The sequence below is a fragment of the Lysobacter sp. genome, from assembly GCA_013141175.1.
Lineage (GTDB): Bacteria > Pseudomonadota > Gammaproteobacteria > Xanthomonadales > Xanthomonadaceae > Lysobacter_I.
The window spans coordinates 2767942-2785508 of sequence record JABFRN010000001.1 but is presented as its reverse complement, the minus strand read 5'-3'; the positions used below and the strand labels follow the sequence as shown (position 1 = coordinate 2785508).

General features: G+C 66.1%; 14 protein-coding genes. 6 read left to right on the top strand and 8 right to left on the bottom strand.

The window, feature by feature from the left end:
* The first annotated feature begins 31 nt into the window (after window positions 1–31).
* Complete coding sequence (locus HOP03_12215) at window positions 32–1951, top strand: hypothetical protein (GenBank protein NOT88936.1); 1920 nt, start codon at window positions 32–34, stop codon at window positions 1949–1951.
* 270 nt (window positions 1952–2221) lie between these two features.
* On the top strand, window positions 2222–3400 hold the full coding sequence (locus HOP03_12210; protein NOT88935.1) for a hypothetical protein: 1179 nt from the start codon (window positions 2222–2224) through the stop codon (window positions 3398–3400).
* A 46-nt stretch (window positions 3401–3446) separates the two neighbouring features.
* On the opposite strand, the gene HOP03_12205 is transcribed toward HOP03_12210, so the two are convergent.
* The 8 genes from HOP03_12205 to HOP03_12170 all read right to left on the bottom strand — a co-directional run bounded on the left by HOP03_12205 (window position 3447) and on the right by HOP03_12170 (window position 12733).
* Entirely contained in the window at window positions 3447–4247 is an 801-nt protein-coding gene (locus HOP03_12205) for a glycosyltransferase family 2 protein (GenBank protein NOT88934.1), read from the bottom strand.
* Entirely contained in the window at window positions 4244–5440 is a 1197-nt protein-coding gene (locus tag HOP03_12200) for a hypothetical protein (protein NOT88933.1), read from the bottom strand. Before HOP03_12200 ends, HOP03_12205 begins: the two co-directional genes overlap by 4 nt.
* 82 nt (window positions 5441–5522) lie before the next feature.
* Window positions 5523–6161 carry a polysaccharide deacetylase family protein gene (locus HOP03_12195; GenBank protein NOT88932.1) on the bottom strand — a complete coding sequence of 213 codons (639 nt, stop codon included), beginning with the start codon at window positions 6159–6161 and terminating at the stop codon, window positions 5523–5525.
* An 82-nt stretch (window positions 6162–6243) separates the two neighbouring features.
* Window positions 6244–7353 carry a glycosyltransferase gene (locus HOP03_12190; protein ID NOT88931.1) on the bottom strand — a complete coding sequence of 370 codons (1110 nt, stop codon included), beginning with the start codon at window positions 7351–7353 and terminating at the stop codon, window positions 6244–6246.
* A 29-nt stretch (window positions 7354–7382) separates the two neighbouring features.
* Window positions 7383–8744 carry a phenylacetate--CoA ligase family protein gene (locus HOP03_12185; GenBank protein NOT88930.1) on the bottom strand — a complete coding sequence of 454 codons (1362 nt, stop codon included), beginning with the start codon at window positions 8742–8744 and terminating at the stop codon, window positions 7383–7385.
* Complete coding sequence (locus tag HOP03_12180; GenBank protein NOT88929.1) at window positions 8741–10291, bottom strand: polysaccharide biosynthesis protein; 1551 nt, start codon at window positions 10289–10291, stop codon at window positions 8741–8743. Before HOP03_12180 ends, HOP03_12185 begins: the two co-directional genes overlap by 4 nt.
* Complete coding sequence (locus HOP03_12175) at window positions 10288–11670, bottom strand: O-antigen ligase family protein (protein NOT88928.1); 1383 nt, start codon at window positions 11668–11670, stop codon at window positions 10288–10290. The genes HOP03_12180 and HOP03_12175 overlap by 4 nt, the downstream gene beginning before the upstream one ends.
* Window positions 11671–11677: 7 nt before the next feature.
* Window positions 11678–12733 (bottom strand): polysaccharide deacetylase family protein, encoded by a 1056-nt coding sequence (locus tag HOP03_12170; protein NOT88927.1) that lies wholly within the window; start codon window positions 12731–12733, stop codon window positions 11678–11680.
* A 170-nt stretch (window positions 12734–12903) separates the two neighbouring features.
* Between HOP03_12170 and HOP03_12165 the strand changes: the two genes are divergently transcribed.
* The 4 genes from HOP03_12165 to HOP03_12150 are packed head-to-tail and all read left to right on the top strand — an operon-like array spanning window position 12904 to window position 17532.
* Entirely contained in the window at window positions 12904–13641 is a 738-nt protein-coding gene (locus tag HOP03_12165; GenBank protein ID NOT88926.1) for a J domain-containing protein, read from the top strand.
* A 12-nt stretch (window positions 13642–13653) separates the two neighbouring features.
* The gene (locus HOP03_12160; protein NOT88925.1) at window positions 13654–14265 is read left to right on the top strand and encodes a class I SAM-dependent methyltransferase; all 612 of its coding nucleotides are present in this window, start codon (window positions 13654–13656) and stop codon (window positions 14263–14265) included.
* A 10-nt stretch (window positions 14266–14275) separates the two neighbouring features.
* The gene (locus HOP03_12155; protein NOT88924.1) at window positions 14276–15460 is read left to right on the top strand and encodes a glycosyltransferase; all 1185 of its coding nucleotides are present in this window, start codon (window positions 14276–14278) and stop codon (window positions 15458–15460) included.
* Window positions 15457–17532: an NAD-dependent epimerase/dehydratase family protein gene (locus HOP03_12150; protein NOT88923.1), complete on the top strand. Its 2076-nt coding sequence runs from the start codon at window positions 15457–15459 to the stop codon at window positions 17530–17532. The genes HOP03_12155 and HOP03_12150 overlap by 4 nt, the downstream gene beginning before the upstream one ends.
* Window positions 17533–17567: the final 35 nt, after the last annotated feature.

Sequence of the window (17567 nt, the reverse complement as noted above, 5' to 3'; positions counted from 1 at the left end):
CGCCACGGACGCGAACGCCAGAGCCTCGAACATGCCCCAGTCGTACCGCAAGACCCATGCCTCATCGCCGACGTCGCCCATCACCCGCCAACGCCTCGCCCGGAGTCTGATCGTCCTCGGCGTGGTCGCGACCGCCGGCGTCGCCCTCGCCGGCCCGGCCAAGCTGATGCGCGAACTGCGCTCGCGCATTTTCGAAAGCGATCAGGGCAGCGTTGCCGCAGTGGGCCGCACGCAGCCGCTCCGCCGCGCCCCCGTCGCCAGCCGCACGCGCTCGACCGCAGGTTCGACGGCGGCACAGGCGTCGGAGATTCCGATGAATCTCACCTACGTCGACACCTCGCGCACCGCTTACACGCGCTTCCGCACCTGGGTCGACAACGCCGTCGCCGGCAATCCCGGCTATGCCTACGAGGCGCGCGACTCGGCGCTGATGTTCCGCATCACCCGCGATGTGAAGTACTGCACGCATGCCATCGGCATGGTCGACCAGCAGGTCTCGCAGGCGGAAACCGCGATCGCGGCGGGCCAGAATCCGGTGGTGGCGGGCGACTCGTATCTCGACGTCGGGCCGATGATCGGCGATGTCGCGATGACCTACGACACCTGCAACACCCGCCTCACCGCGAGCCAGCGCCAGCGTTGGTCCGCTTATGCGGAGCAGGCCATCTGGAATGTCTGGAACTACCAGAGCGCGCGCTGGGGCACCCGTGCCGCACCGTGGAGCGGCTGGTCGATCGACAACCCGGGCAACAACTATCACTACAGCTTCCTGGAAGCGACCATGTCGTGGGCGCTGGCCTCGCGCAGCGCCACCTGGATGAGTTTCCTGCAGAGCGACAAGCTGCCGAAACTCGAAGCCTATTACCGCACGATCCCGACCGGCGGCAGTCAGGAAGGCACCGGCTACGGCACCGCGCAGATGCGCCTGTTCAATCTGTACAGCCTGTGGCGGGACGCGACCGGCATCGATCTGGCCAACGCCAATACCCATGCGACCGACACCATCAAGTGGTGGACGCACGCCACCGTGCCGACCCTCGACCGCTTCGCGCCGCTGGGCGACCAGTCGCGCGTGTCGGTGCCGGAGATCTACGACTACCACCGCAGGCTCGTGCTGGAAGCCCGCCATCTCACCAAGGACGCGACCGCGCAGCGGATCGCCAGCTGGTGGCTCAACAACATCTCCGTGCAGCAGATGGGGCAAGGGCTGAACTTCCGCTACGACATGCTGCCGCCGGGCACCAATGGCGCCGCACCGACGGAGCTGTATTACCACGGCACCGGCACCGGCCACCTGTTCGCGCGCACCGGCTGGGATCGCGCCGCGATGTGGATGACCTACGTCGCCGGCCCCTACAACGAAAGCCATGCGCACCAGGACCAGGGCGCGTTCACCCTGTTCGCGAACGACTGGCTGGCGGTGACCGAAAACATCTGGACCCACAGCGGCATCCAGCAGGGCACCGAAGTCCACAACACGATGCGCTTCGAACGCAGCAACGCCAGCATCGCGCAGTGCACCAGCCCGTCCAACGACCGCATCGTCCACCAGTGCGCAGATACCACCTCGACGATGACCGTCACGCCGGGAGCCGGCGGTGCACTGACGGTCGTGTCCAATCTCACGCCCGCCTACCGGGGCAATCCCGCGCTCAGCGCATGGACCCGTCGCCTGGATTTCGCCACGCGCAAGCTCACCGTCCGCGACAACTTCACGCTGGCTGCGGGCACCACCGCGTTCTTCCAGGTCCAGGTGCCGGTACAGCCCGTGATCAGCGGCACCACCGTCACCGCCGGCAAGCTGAAAGTGCGGGTGCTGGAACCGGCAGGCGCCACCATCACCCTGAAGAACTGGAATCCGGTCGATACCACCGAGTTCTACAAGGGCTGGCGGATCGACATCGGCGGCGGCACGACCACTTACCTGGTGGAGTTGAGCGAGGTGATCTGACCGTCGTCATCCACCGCTCAATTCCGACAAAGCCCGGTAATGCCGGGCTTTGTCTTGTGCTCTCCATCTGGCCTGCAACTCCGGAAAGCATCGGCAATATCGGCTCTTTTAACGCAATGCGGTGAGCACACCGTTAGGCTTGAGATCGGCGGCACCAGCAATTTCGCTGGCATGATCCTGCCCGGATATCTGCTGGCCACGAGCAATCCGCCGACTGCCCGTCTCCAACCGACGCGCCTCGAACCGACACTCGCTCACAAGGACAATGGAATGAACATTTCTCCCGCGAACAAGACTGCTGCCGCGCAGACGACAATCGCCCATCGGCATCGCCCTGCGCTTGCGCTGTCGCTGCTGGGTTTGCCGGTGCTGCTGGGCATGTCCGGCATCTCCAATGCCGCCACCGCCCATCTCGGCTGGGTCACCGGCAGCACGACGGATCCATACGTCAATCGATGCGCCATCAATGCGACGAACAGCATCGCCACGCTGCCGACGAACCCGAACTATGTGATGGCCTATCGCAGCGGCGCGGACGGCTGCAGCAGCTACGCCCCGACCACCGGCAACGGGATGATCCATCGACAGGGCATCCAGCGCCTGACCCGCGATGGGCAGAACTACCTGCTGGTCACCATGTCGACCAACAGCGGCATCCACCCGGGATTCGAAGTGATCCGGCTCGGGTCGCGCACCGGCACCACCGGCCTGCTCGGCGGCAACGTCACTCCGTTGCAATATCCTTCGTGCGCCGATGCCGTGACCCGGTACCACGCCGACGACTCGTCGCGCGACCATGCCGGCGGTTTTCAGGTCAGCGGCGAATACGCGATCGTGCCGCTGGAGAGCAGCAGCGACAGCGTCGGCGCCGGCTTCCGCACCGCGCAGCTGTCGGTTCCAGCCACGCCATCATGGAGTCCGATGGTGATGCGCCAACGCAGCCAGACCACGAATGCCGGCGCAGCGGGAATGACCCGCCTGTCCAACGGAAACTTCCTGGCGATGGTGTTCGGCAACAATTCGGACGATGTCGAAGTCTTCGTGTCTTCCTCCACGAGCCTGCCCGGCCACAACGGCAGCGCCTCGAGCTGGATCTCGATGGCCAGCGCCAACACGCCTTTCGGCAGCGGCAACTACCAGGGGCTGCAGCTCATCACCCAATGCGACGGCCAGCTGTTCGTCGCGGGAACGCACAAGAACATCAGCACCGACTGGGTGGACCTGTGGCGCGTCGATCTGACCGCCAGCTATGTCCCGACCTTCACCAAGGTCGCCAACCGTCACATGTATTGCAGCACCTCCAATACCGGGAATACGCGGTACTGCGATTTCCAGGCCGGCGCAGGCATCCACGTCAACGGCAGCGGTGGCTTGCAGCTTTACGGCGTGGAGCACTACAACGACGGCGTGCCGGGGACGACGCGCGTGGTCAAGGTGCGTGAATTCTGATTCTCTGGTGATCGACGGGCGATGTCGCATCGCCCGTCGAAAACGCCTACCGCCGCTTCATGACCGCGATCGCGGCGTAATGCGCGAAATACCACGCGGCGCGGATCCGCCCGAGCCCTTCGACATTGCGATAGATGTTCCACTGCCACTGCGCCGCCTTGCGCTTGTCGGCGGACAGCGAGCCGCTGCGGACCAGATACTCGGCCAGCGGCCCGGTCGTCGGCACCCGCCGCGCGATCCCTGCGCGTCGCACCATGCCCAGCCAGAACACGTAGTCCTCGTGGCCGATGCGCTCGAAACGGCCATCGCCCAGCGCGCGGTCGTACATGCCGGTGAGGTTGCCGATGCGGTTGCTCTTGAGCATATCGGCATAACCGACTTCGGCCGGCGGGCGCACGATCGACAGCTCACGCCCGCTTTCGTCGAAGCGACGATAGCCGGTGTAACCGATCATCGTGCCGGTGTCGCGCATGTGCGCGAGCTGCAGCGCGAGCTTGTCGGGCAACCAGCGGTCGTCGCTGTCGAGGAACGCGAGATGGGTACCGGTCGCGGCCTCGATGCCCGCATTGCGCGCGGCGGCGACACCGCCGTTCTTCGCCATCCGGATCGGCACGACCCGCGGATCGCGCGCGGCGGCGTCTTCGATCATGGTCCAGGTCGAGTCCTTGGAGCAGTCGTCGATCACCAGCAGCTCGACGTCGGCATGCGTTTGCGCGAATACCGAATCCATCGAGGCGCACAGCGTGGCGGCGGCGTTGTAGGCCGGCATCACAACGCTGACTTTCGCCGTCACGGCGGCAGCGCCGGCTTTCCCAGCGCAGACTTCCGCCGTGCCCGCCTCGCTCACGCAGCGTGCACCTTGCGCCCACCGGCCCACGACGAGCGCGGTGCAGGCAGCAGGTAATCGCGATATCGACCGGGATCGCCCTGCTCGCCGGCCTCGGCGGCCTTGATGATGTTGTAGGTTTCGCGCGCGGTCACATAGTGCAGCACGTGGCGCTTGCCGTCGTTGTACGCGCTTTCGAGATAGCGGTGCATCGCATCGACCGGTGCGCCCAGCAGCGTGTCGATATCGTGTTCCTGGGTGCCGTGGGTATGGATCTTCACGAACACCCATTCCGGCCGCCCTTCGACATGCACGCCGGTCTTCACCCACAGATCGACGCGCGCCTCGGTCGGGGGACAATTCCTGCGCACATCGGCGTTCTCGATCCGGGGCATCACCGCCATCCGGCGCTCGCGCCAGTTCAGGCCAAGCGGCCCCTGCACGATCATCAGATCGCCGCTGACGCCGCCGCCGACCTTCACCGGGCTGCCGTGGTCGTGCGATTTCGGCGCCAGCGGATCGTCGGTGGCGTAGTAGATGCTGTTGACGGTGGCGGTCTGGGTATCACTGGGCGCCGATGGCAGCGTGAAATCGGCATAGCAGCCGAGTTCGCGCAGCAGGATCAGCTCGTTGTTGATGCCGCACCAGCGGCCGTCGCCGCGCGAGTTGTCCAGGCACCAGTTGCCGTGGATGAAACCGAACCGCAGTTGCCCGGTGTCCGGATCGCGCGACAGCGCACCGTGCCGTTCGTGCAAGGTCTTGCAGAAACGACCGATCGACGCGCGGAAATTCTGTTCCGTGTCGTTGTCGTGGTGCAGATGCACCTCGATCTCGCCGAAGCCGTCGGCGCACAGCGACGCGATCTTGTCGAGGTGCTCCACGGCATATTCCTCTTCCGGGTAGAAGAAGCTGTGCTGCGGCGGGCGTCCGTCGGCATCGCGATGCCGCAAGGCGAGTTCGCGATACTCGTGGCACCAGCGATCGACGCGACGGCGCTGGGTGTCGAGATCGGCGCCCTTCCACATCGGCTCGAAGTGATCGACGAAGCAGAACATCACGTGCACGGGGCGGTCGGTCGCCTCGGGCATGCGTCGACACAGATAGTCGCCGAGCCACAGGTGCATATTGCGTTTGCGCATGTCGCGAACGACAACGATGACCGCCGCGACGATGGACAGAAGTGCGCACAGCGCGATGACGAGGATCACGCTCATGGCCACGTCCTGTTGTTCACATCCCGGTTCTTTCGACCCATGTTCATGCCATCCCCCCTGGAGGCCGTATGTCGATGCGCGCTCATGGCAGCGGCCTCAGCGGTTCGAACGCGAACCCGCCTGCCGCCCACGCGGGCAGCATCGCTTCCAGCAGTTGCAGCGAGAGCGCGCTGTCGTCGTGCATCAGCAGGATCTCGCCGGACGTCGGCGGATAACGCTGCGCCGAAACGATCAAATCCTTCGCCGGACGTTTGCTGTAATCGAGGCTGTCATAGGACCAATACGCGATACGCTGGCCGCGGCGGACGCAGTCCAGCACCATCGGCCGCGGCAGCACGCCCCGGGGCGGGCGGAAATCGTGTCGCGCGAGGCCGTCGAAACCGGCGAGCAGGCGGTCGGTCCGATCGATCTCCCCGCGCTGCGCCACCAGATCGAGGCGATCGAACTGCGGATGGCTCCACGTATGGTTGCCCAGGACATGGCCCTCGCGCACGATGCGTTCGACCACGTCCGGATGACGCTCCGCCTCGCGACCGATCAGGAAGAACGTCGCCTTCGCACGGTGCGCCGCAAGCAGATCGAGCAGGGCCGGCGTGTGCTCCGGGTGCGGGCCATCGTCGAAGGTGAGATGCAGCACCCGATCGCGCCGTGCGCCGCGGGTCAGCACCCAACGGCTCGGCAACCAGCGCAATACCTTGAGTTTCCTGGGGCGTGGATTCATGACTTCAGCAAGAGTGGAAACGGATTCGGCCCATGGCTGTGGACCAGGGAGAGCCGGAACGGGCGCGCAATGATGCCGGAAGTCATCGCCCGCCGTCCCGGTAGAGCACGTCGTAACGTGCCGCCATCGTCGCGATCGACGCTTCGCGCAGCGCCCAGTCGCGACCGGCCTGCCCCATCTGCGCGGCGTGCGCGGGTTCGCGCAGCAGCGCAGCCATGGCCTTGGCGAGCGCTTCCTCATCGGCGGGCGCGGTCACGAAGCCGTTGCGGCCGTCGACGACGATCTCGCGGTTTCCACCCACGTCCGTGGCCACGATCGGCAGGCCGCCGGCGCAGGCTTCGAGCAGCGCCATCGAATAACCTTCGCTCAACGACGACAGCACGAACATGTCGAAACCCTGCAACAGCTGGCGCACATCGCTGCGATCGCCGAGGAAGCGCACCGCATCGCCGATACCGAGCGCGGTGCTTTGCGCTTCCAGCGTCGCGCGCAACGCGCCATCGCCGACCAGCACCAGCGCAGTGTCGGCGGATTCCGCATGCACGCGTGCGAACGCGCGCAGCAGGGTCGCCTGGTCCTTGACCGGGTTGAGTCGGCCGACGGTGCCTACGATGCGCACGTCCGGCGCAAGACCGAGCACATTGCGCAACGCGGCGCGGCGCTCCCCGGACGCGCACGAAAAATCCTCGACGCGGATACCGTTGGGCACCGCGAGCAGCCGTTTCCTTGGACGGACACCCTGCTGCGCGAAACGCGCCCGTGCCGCCTCGCAGACGGCTGCGACCACATCGGTGCGCGCCATCGCCCGGCGATACAGCCACTCGCCGCGACTGCGGGGCTGCGTAGCGCCCATGCCATGGCGGGTGTTGATCACACTCGCCGACGGCAAGCCCAGGCCAGCGGCGATGGCGTGATAGTGCGCATTGGCATTGTGGGTATGGACGACCGCGCCCGGAACCGCGCGCAGCCATGCGCGCAGCCTGGCGATCGCGCCGGGATCGAATCCACTGCGCTTGTGGCAGGCATGCACCTCGATGCCCTGCGATTCGAGCTCATGCGCGAGCGCGCCGGGCTCGAACAGACAGGCGACCCGGCAGCGATGCCCGGCCGCCTGCTGGGCGCCGACAAGATCGATCACCATCCGCTCGAGACCTCCGCGCTGGAGATTCTCGACCACATGCGCGATATCGATCGCTGTCGCAGCGTCCTTGCCGGTGGCGATCACGTCGGCAGCTCGCAGATGGTGACGCGGCGCTTGCCGCTGGCGGTCAGCGGGATTTCATCGCGATACTCGAACTCGACCGCCACGCTGTCGCCCACCACCTTGCGGATCTCATCGCGGATCGTGGTTTCCGAAGCGGCGTCGAATCCTTCGCTCGTCACCAGCCGCATCAAGATCGTATCCAAGCTGCGCTGCACGATCTGATAGTGGCGGATCGTCGAAAAATTCATCAGTGTATGCACGAAATACTCGCCGGGAAGCACGCGCCCATCGGCGGTACGCAGCGCGTCCAGCTTGCGTCCGTCGACCTTGGCCAGCTTCGGAAGCCGTCGCCCGCAGGCGCAGGTGCTGGCGCCGGGCGTACCGAGATCGCCGTTGAGATACCGCATCATCGGCATGCCGAAGTTGTGCAGATCGGTGACCACCAGTTCGGCCGGGCCGCTGCCGTGAATCGAGGCGGTTTCGCCGTGGAACCCGACGTGCAGATGATCGATGTTGATATGCAGGCCATCGTGCGCTTCGCACTCCGCGGCGATCAACATGACTTCGCGGCAACCGTAGGTGTCGTAGGCGGGCGCGCCGAATACGCGCTGCAACAGTTCGCGCTGATGCGCATGCAATGCTTCCGCGGCACCGAGAACGCGCTGCGGGCGATGGATGATGCGGCCGTTGCGCTCGATCCAGAGCGCCAGCTCGACCAGCGGGCCGACGTAGGAAATGATGGTCTCGGGCTTGAATCGATCGATCGCGTCGGCATACTCGGCCATGCGCTGTTCGCTCATGTCGAACGCGTTGAGCATGCGTCGATTGAACGCGGCGTGGTAGAGACGATCCTTGAACAACCGGAAGCCCGCGGGCGCCGCGACCGGCGCGCCCCACAGGTACACCGTGCGCTGCCCGAGATGCGCGCCGGACCAGCCGTAACCCCGGAACATCACCGCGACCCGGCGCTCGTAGCTCTCGCGCGTGTAACCGAAATGCAGCGGCTCACCGGTCGAACCGCCGGTGCTCTTGAAATACATCGCATCGCGATACGCGGGCGCGATCATCGATTCGAAATGCTCGCGGATCACGGGCTTGGTCAACAACGGCAGTCGCGCGTAGTCCTCCGGGCCGCGGATGTCTTCCGCGCCCCGCACACCGGCCTGCCCCCACCATTCGCGATAGAACGGCACGTGTTGCCAGCAATGCGCGATCAGACGCTGCAGCTTGCTCCACTGCAGCGCGTGGAGCTCATCGGCGGAGCGCCACTGGTCGCGCTCGTATTCGCGCAGGTACGCCAAGGTCTTGCGCCTGCGCAGACCCGACTCGTAGGCCGGATACAGCGCACGCCGGAACAGGGACTCGTAGACACCGCTCATACCGGCACTCCCGCGCGCGCATGCGCCCATGAAAGCAGGCGCGCGCCGAAGCGCGGCTGCCCCTTCAGCAGACGCTGGTGCAACTGCTGCATGTGCGCGATGTCGTTGCGCGTCCAGCAGCCCAGCGACAGCGTCAGCGGCAGGTACAGCGCACCGCCGATGACCGCGCCAGCGAGCAGCGCGGCCCATGCCTGCAGGTGCGGCACCAGCGGCCACAGCGGCAGCACCGCCAGCACGCTCGCCAGCAGCGTGCGCAGGATGCGTGCCCAATCGGGCGAGATGCCGCTGACCCGGGTCGCCATCGTCACATAGGCGATCGCATTGAAGATCGAAACGGTGAAGAAAGCGATCATCGCCCCGTGCAGACCGTCGACGCGGATGAGCCAGGCATCCAGCGCGAGTTTCAGTACGCCGAAACAGATCACCATGATCAACACCGCGCGCTGGCGGTCGGCGCTGATCAGCAGGCTCGACCCGCCCTGCGCCGAGGTCGCGATCGCGGTGCCGGCCAGGCATACCGCGAACACCGCGGCGGCTTCGTCATATTCGCTGCCGTACAACAGGCCGATCAGCGGCTTCGCCAGCACCACGCCGAACGCCACCAGCGGTAGCGCCAGCAGCGCGAGATAGGCCGTGGATGCAGCGAAACGCCGGCCCGCGACTTCGCGCCCCTGGCTCAAGGCATTCGCCATCATCGGCAGCAGCAATGCGCCGAACACGCCCGGCACCAGCGTCGTTGCGCCGCTGGCCAACTGGTAACCGACCTTGAACTGGCCGGCGGCGTGCGGGTCCGCGTATGCGGTGAGGAACAGCACTTCGATTTCGCTGGCGGCCATGAAACCGACCGTGACGATCAGGGTGCTGTACAACATCTGCCGGCGCACGCGCGGCACCAGATCCTCCGGCAGGCTGGGGCGGTCCTCGCCCGGCGGCAACAAGGGCCGCACCTGCGCGAGCGACATCGTATAGAACACCACGCTCGACACCAGGAACACCCCGAGCAGCCACTCCACCGGCATGTCGAACCACATCACCAGCATCACCATCGCCAGATTCAGCGGTGTCGACAACAGCGCGACCATCGCATTGATCCGGAAATTCTCCAGGCCCTTGGCCACGCCGATGTTGAACATGTAGCCGGCGCGCAGCGACACCGCGACCACCAGGAACACGAACAGCATCCCATGATGGAAATCGGGCGCCACCCGATGCCCCGCCAGCCACAGCGCCATCGCGCCGACCAGCAGCACCGCCGCAAGGAACAGGCGTTGCGCGCGACGCAGATAGGCGATCAACGGCCGCACCAGCGACTCCCGGCCGCCGCCGCGCAGTTCCGCGACGAATTTGATCGCCGCGCTGGCGGTGCCCGAGTTGGTCGCGGCCACGCCCATCCCGACCAGCCAGATGACCGCGCTGTAGGCGCCGAAACCTTCCGGGCCGAGATGACGGGCGATGACGATCGACGTCAGCATGCCGAGCGCGAATTCGGTGTACATCGCCACCGAAGAGAACAGCGTATTGCGGAGCGTGCGCGCGCGGAGCGTCATTGCATCACCAGAAGAACCTTGACCACGATGTAGAGAAAGATGGCGCTGCCCAGGCCCACGGCCGGCCAGAGGAGGATGTCGTCGGCAAGCGCGAAGCGCGGCAGACCCGGGTCGTCGCGCCGGATATCGGCGTAATGCGCGACCACCAGCGCAGTGAGCAGGTACAGGATGATGACGTAACTCCGGCTCAGGAAGAACGCTGCGATGAAGAAACCGATCAGCGACAGCAGCAGCGTCATCGCGATCGCACGACCTTCCTCGATGCGCGCATCGAGCGCTTCGACGTCCATTTCGAACGAGTCCATTTCGACCAGGTCCGTTTCGACCAAGCCTGATTCAAGCAAGTCCATTTCGGGATCGCCCGCGCCAGGGTTTTCATCGCCCTGTTCTTCCCATGCCTGCATGGCCTGTGGCCGCGACCCCGTCCACATCATCCGGAAGCAATACACCACGAACGCGAGCCACAGGGTGTAGCCGATGATACCGGTCTCGGCGAGAATCAGTACGAACGAGTTGTGCGCGGTCAGCGGGTTGTAGTCGGTGTATTGATCGGGCCCGACGCCGAAGACCGGATGCCCCTGGAACATCTGCAATCCTTCGTACCAGGATTCGATGCGTCCCTGCGCGGATTCCTCTTCGGCATCGATCTCGCTGAATCGCGACGGCAGCGCCAACAGCACCGCCACCGCCATCGCACCCAGCGTACCCGCCACGATGACGCCCTTGCGCTGCCAGATGTACACGCCCATCACCGCCAGCAGCGCGAGCAGCGCGCCGCGCGAGTCGGTGAGATACACGCCATATATCAGCACGCCGGTGATCGCGAGCCAGAACAGCCGGCGCAGCCCCAGCAGACCGCCGCGACTGCTGAGATAGGCGGCCATCGGGATGCAGCTCACGAACAGCAGGCCGAGATCGTTGGGGTCGTTGAAGATGCCGACGTATTGGATCCGCGTGCCCTGGGACATTTCGACGCCGGTCCAGCCCAGCCCGGTCTGCCGCTGCTCGATCCCGTGCACCGCCAGCACCGCAGCGCACAGCGCGAACGTCGCCATGATCTTCAACACCCGGCCGCGACGATCCAGCCCGTTGGCGAACACCACGAACGCCAGCACCACCGGCGCGAACTTGCCGATCTGCTCGATCGCGCCGCCGATCCAGCCGTTGAATACATGGGACACCAGCATCACGCCGAAAAACATCATCAACAGCGGATACTGCGGCGCATCGAAATGCTTCCGCGGCGACAGCAGCCAGAACCCGGCGGCGGTGATCAGCATGATCGGCTGCAGCGGCAGGCCGACGCTGTCGACCAGCGCCGGATAGTCCTGCGGCCGGATCAGCACCAGCAACAGATAGAGCAGCATCGCGATGAACATGACGCGCTTACCCGCCCCGCGTGCGCGAGCGATGGCAGAAGACTTCCGGCAACGCGAGCATGCTTTCGAACCAGTCCGCGTCCATCTGCCGCTCGACCGGAATGCGTCGCATCGCGTAACGGGCATCCGGATGCAGTCCCTCCGGGCCGGCGAGATAACTGCAGGCCATCCGGTAGCCCGCATCGCGCACGGCGCCGACGACCTCCTCGTCGTAGGCATCGGCGCCGCCGACCGGATACGAGATGACCCGCGCTTCGTTGCCGAGTTCGCGTTCGATCGTGCGCTTGGAGGCCGCGACTTCCTCGCGCATCGCCGCACGCGGCATTTTCGCGAGCATGCGGTGATCCACGCCGTGCGAGCCGACCTCCATGCCTCCCGCATGCATTTCGCGCAGTTGCGCCCATGTCATCGGCCGGCAATCGGCATGCCCGGCATCCGACGGCAGCGACCATTCGCGCTGCAACCGGTCGATCAACGCCTGCTGCGCATCCGCATCGAGCGCTTTTATGCCGTCGAGCAGTCGGGCGGCCAGCGCGCGACGTGCGCCCAGATCGTCCGGCAATGCCCATTCGATGCCCAATTCCGGCGCCTGCAGCGATCCGGCGCGGGTCGTGCACAGCATATGCACCAGCCAGTCGTAGGCGTAGGGCCGACCCGAATCGATATGCCCGGTGGACACGAAGAACATCGCCGACAGGCCGGCATCGCGCAGGATCGGCCATGCGCAGCGATAGTTGTCGTCGTAGCCATCGTCGAAGGTGATCAGCACCGCACGTCGCGGCACGGCCCGTCCGCGATCCAGGCAATCGATCAGCTCGTCGAAACGCATCGGCGCGAAGCGGCGCTTGACGATGGCCAACTGCTGGCGGAAGGCGTCGCTGGACGCGCTGATCAGTTCGGGGTCGAAACGGAAGCCGGCCGGTTCGGCGTCATCCAGCACGCGGTGATAGGCAAGAATGCGCAGATCATGGCGCAACGCCGCCCGTACCCGCGCGATCAGCGGCAGCAGGCCCGCGCGTGCACAGGCGCGCGCCAACCGTGGCCGACGACCGGCCAGCGGCATTTCGCCCGACCGGATCCCAGCATCCCCAACCGTACCGCTCATTCCACCCCCTGTGTCTTCAACGCACAACGCATTTTCCGCCAATGTCCGGACGCTGCGGGGCTGCTTGCATTCAGTCGGCGAACGCGGTCCACTGCGCGCCTTGCACGAACACCAGCGATGGAGCGGAGATGGCCGAAGACACCGATTTCGGAGCGCTGTATCGCGAACTCGGGATCGATTCGACCTGCTCGCTCGCCGAATTGCGCGGTGCGTGGCGGCGACGCGTATCGAAACTCCACCCGGACCAGGGCGGGAGCGCAGAGGATACCGGACAGCTGCAGCAATTGAACCGCCTCTACGATGCGGCGCTGGATTTCCACATGCGCTATCGGCGGATGCCCGGTGCGATGCCCTCCGGCCAGCTGTCGCCGGAACGGCTCGGAACCGATGCCGGCAGCCCTTCATTTGCGGGCGATCCGCACCCGAACCCGCTCCCGGCGTCCGGATTTGGCAGAATATCCCGTTACTTCGTGACAGTATCGCTGGTCGCCATCGCCGTGCTGGGCTGGCGGGTGGTGGAGAACAAGCCCGAACACGGCCGCGATCGCGCTGCCGGCGCGGGTGCAGGCCGAGTCGCCGCGATCGAAACGTCCGGCGACCGCGGCACACAACCCGCGCGCACTGCGAAGCCCCTGCCGGCGACGCTGGCGATCGCGCCGGGCATGGGGAAAAACACGGTGCGGGATATTCTGGGGGAACCGCTCGATATGCATGCGCTGCGCTGGAGCTATGGCCCGTCGTGGGTCGAATTCCGCTGCGACAAAGTCGTGGACTGGTACAGCTCGCCGCTGCGCCCGCTGCGCGTCTCGGCTGCGCGCGATGCGCGCGCGCGCGCCGTTGCGCCAGACGACCGCGACTGCGACTGATCGGGCATCGGCATGTTTCCCAAGGCCATCACCCTGCTGCGCAAGGCGCGCCGTCGACTGTGGATGAAATACGCCCTGCGCGGCGTTGGCGGCAGCGACAATTTCGACCGCCTCGATCTGGCCTATACCGTCGAAGACCCATGGAACATGGCCTCGGAACTGGAACGCGCACGCTTCGAAGCGACCAATCGTGTCATCGAACAGGCGTTCGGCCGGGTCGGCTCGGTGCTCGAGCTCGGCTGCGGAGAAGGCCACCAGACCGAGTATCTGGCCCGGCTCAGCGACGCGCAGTACGGCGTCGATGTCAGCCAGCAGGCGGTCGAACGCGCGCGCAAACGTCTGCCGCAGGCGCAGTTCGAAGCCACCGACATCTTCGGCCAGCCCTGGGGCGATGCCCGCCACCGTTTCGACCTCGTCACCGCCTGCGAGGTGCTTTACTACCTCAGCGAGCCGGAAAAAACGATCGCGCGGATGCGCCAGCTCGGTCGCAACGGGCTGGTCACGTTCTTCGCGCCGGCCTGCGGGCGGATCGGCCCGCATCTGGATGCCGTGCCCGGCCTGCGCAAAGACTGGATTCACCATGGCGGCACCGCATGGCTGATCGGCTGGTGGCGCGATGAATGAGGCAGCACCGATGTCCGCTCTGGAAGGCTACGGCATCGTCTATTTCGGCAACGACTGGTTCGCCGAAAACCGTACCAGCAGTCATCACATCGCTGTGCGGCTGGCACGGCATGTGCCGGTGCTGTACGTCGATTCGCCCGGCATGCGCGCGCCCAATGCTTCCGGGCGCGATCTCAAGCGCGCGGTGCGCAAAGTGCTGGCGGCCTTCAAACGCCCGACCCGGGTCGCCGATGGGCTCTGGCACTGCACGGTGCCGCAGCTGCCATTCCGGCGCATGCCTGGCGTCGATGCCTTCAATCGCCTGTTCGGGCGCTGGGCGGTCCGGCGCGCGCTGCGGCTGGCCGGTATCCGCAAACGCATTTCGTGGTTCGTGGTGCCGCATCCGGGCGTCCACGCCGGCAAGCTCGGCGAAGACCTTTGCGTGTACTACTGCATCGACGATTACGCCGCGCACCCGGGCGTGGACGCCGCACTGATCGCGCAGCGCGATCTCGATCTGAGCCGTCGCGCCGATCTGCTGTTCGTCGCGCCGCCCGCACTGGTCGAAGCCAAGCGCGCGCTCAATCCGAATACGGTGTTTTCGCCGCACGGCGTGGACGTCGAACTGTTCGCCAAGGCGCAGGACCCTGCGACAGAAGTACCTGCGCTCGCCCGCGATCTGCCGCGTCCGGTGGTCGGCTACATCGGCTCGATCCACGAATGGATCGACGTGCCGCTGATCGAATGGCTGGCGCAACAGCGTCCGCAGTGGAGCTTCCTGCTGGTCGGCCACGCGCATGTGGCGATCGACGGCCTGCGTGCGCTGCCGAACGTGCATCTGGCCGGTTCGCAGCCGTATGCCACGCTGCCGTCGTGGTCGAAAGCCTTCGACGCCGCGATCATTCCCTACCGGCTCAATCGCCAGGTCGCCAACGCCAATCCGCTGAAACTGCGCGAATATCTCGCTGCCGGCAAAGCGGTGGTGAGCGTGCGCAATCCGGAGATCGAGAAATTCTCGACGTGGGTGCGGCTGGTGGACGACCGCGAGGGTTTCCTCGCCGCGCTCGATGCCGCCGTGATCGACCACGCACCGGGCGCCGCCGAAGCGCGCATCGCCGCCGTCGCCGACCAGACCTGGGACGCGCGCGCCGCATCGGCGCTCGCCGATGTCGCCGCGCGTCTCTCCGCACATTCCTCTCCTGCAGTACATTCATGACCGTTTCCCGCAAACATGTTCCCAGCAAGCTCCGCGTCGCCGTCGTCGGCGCCGGCTATGTCGCCACCCATCATCTCGCCGCGCTGTCGCGGCTGGATTTCGTCGACATCGTCGGCCTGTGCGACAGCAATCGAGCCGCAGCCGAAGCCTTGGCAAAGCGCTTCAACATCGGGAAAGTCGCCGCGACCCTGGCCGAACTGGCCGACGTCGACCCCAACGTGGTCTACGTGCTGACGCCGCCCGCCTCGCACGCGTCGCTGGCGATGGCGGCGATGGACATGGGCTGCCACGTGCTGGTCGAAAAACCGATGGCCGACACGGTTGCCGACTGCGAAGCGATGCTGGCGAAATCGCGCGCGACCGGCCTGAAACTCGGCGTGAACCACTCCGACCTGTTCGACCCGGCGCTGATGCGCGCGCTGGACGCCGCGAAGAACGGCGACATCGGCGATGTGCTGTCGGTCGATATCGTCCGCAATTCCGAATATCCGCCCTACGCCGGCGGCCCGCTGCCCGGCATGGTGACGCAGGGTTCGTATCCGTTCCGCGATCTCGGCGTGCATGGGTTGTACACCATCGAAGCGTTCATCGGCGCGATCTCGCAGGTCGATGTGCGCTACCAGTCGCGCGGCACCGATCCGAATCTCGGCTTCGACGAATGGCAGACCCAGGCGCAGAGCGCGACCGGTGTCGGTCGCCTGCTGCTGTCGTGGAACGCACGGCCGATGGAAAACCGCCTGATCGTGCGCGGGACGCGCGGGATCATCGAGGTCGACCGTTTCACCCAGGTCTGCCGTATCCACCGCGTGCTGCCCGGCCCGAAATTCATCGGCATCATCCTCAATGCATTCTTCGGCGCGGCGAAGGATGTGTTCCGCATCCCGATGAACGTGCTGCGTTTCGCCACCGGCCGCCTGAAGCCGTCGCCCGGCATCCAGCGCGGCGCCGAAGCGTTCGCACGCGCGGTGCGCGACGACGAAACGCCGCCGTTCACGGCCGAGGACGGTCTGCGTCTCGCCTGTCTGCTGGATCCGCTGTGCGTCGAACCCGACCGCGCGCGCCTGCAGCAGCTCGAAGCGCGTTATGTCGAATTGACGCCGGCCGATGCGCTGGTCACCGGCGCCGCCGGCTTCCTGGGCCGCGCGGTGGTCGCGGCGCTGCGCGCGCAGGGCAGGACCGTGCGCGTGCTGGTGCGCCGGCCGGTCGCCGCGTTTGCGAACGACGACGGCATCCAGAGCGTGATCGGCGATCTCGGCGACCCGCGCATGGTCGATCACGCGGTGGCCGGCGCCGGCATCGTGTATCACGTCGGTGCGGCGATGCGCGGCGGCCCGCGCGATTTCGAGGCCGGCACGATCTGGGGCACGCGCAATGTGCTGGACGCCTGTCGCAAGCACGCGACCTCGCGTCTGGTGTACGTCAGCTCGATGAGCGTCTTCGACCACGCCGGCCGTCGCAATGGCGAAGTGCTGACCGAAGACTACCGCTTCGAGCCGCATCCGCAGCTGCGCGGCGCGTACACGCAGACCAAGCTCAATGCCGAGCAGATGGTCGCCGATGCGATCGCGAAGGAACATTTGCCGGCGGTGATTCTGCGCCCCGGTCAGATCTTCGGACCCGGTGCCGAACAGGTCACCCCGAACGGCACCATCGCGCTGGCCGGGCGCTGGATCGCGATCGGCGACGGCTCGGTGCCGCTGCCGCTGGTCTATCGCGACGATATCGTCGACGCGCTGCTGTTGGCGGCGGAAGCGCCGCAGGCGGTGGGCAAGATATTCAACCTGGTCGATACCGATTCGGTGGACCGCAGCGAATACCTGCAACGCTGCAAGCGCAAACTCGGCGACAGGCTGAAACTGATGTGGATGCCGCAGTGGGTGTTCATGTGCCTGGCGATCGGCGTGGAACTGCTGGGCAAGGTGTTGAAGCGCGATGTGCCGCTGACCCGTTATCGCGTGCGCTCGCTGCGTCCGCTGACGAATTTCGATACCACCGCAGCGCGCGATGCGCTGGGCTGGACGCCGAAGATCGGCGTGCGCAAGGGACTGGACATCACCTTCGGCGAAGGCTGAGCTTCGTCGAAGCCGTGCAGGGGCGGCTTCCGCCG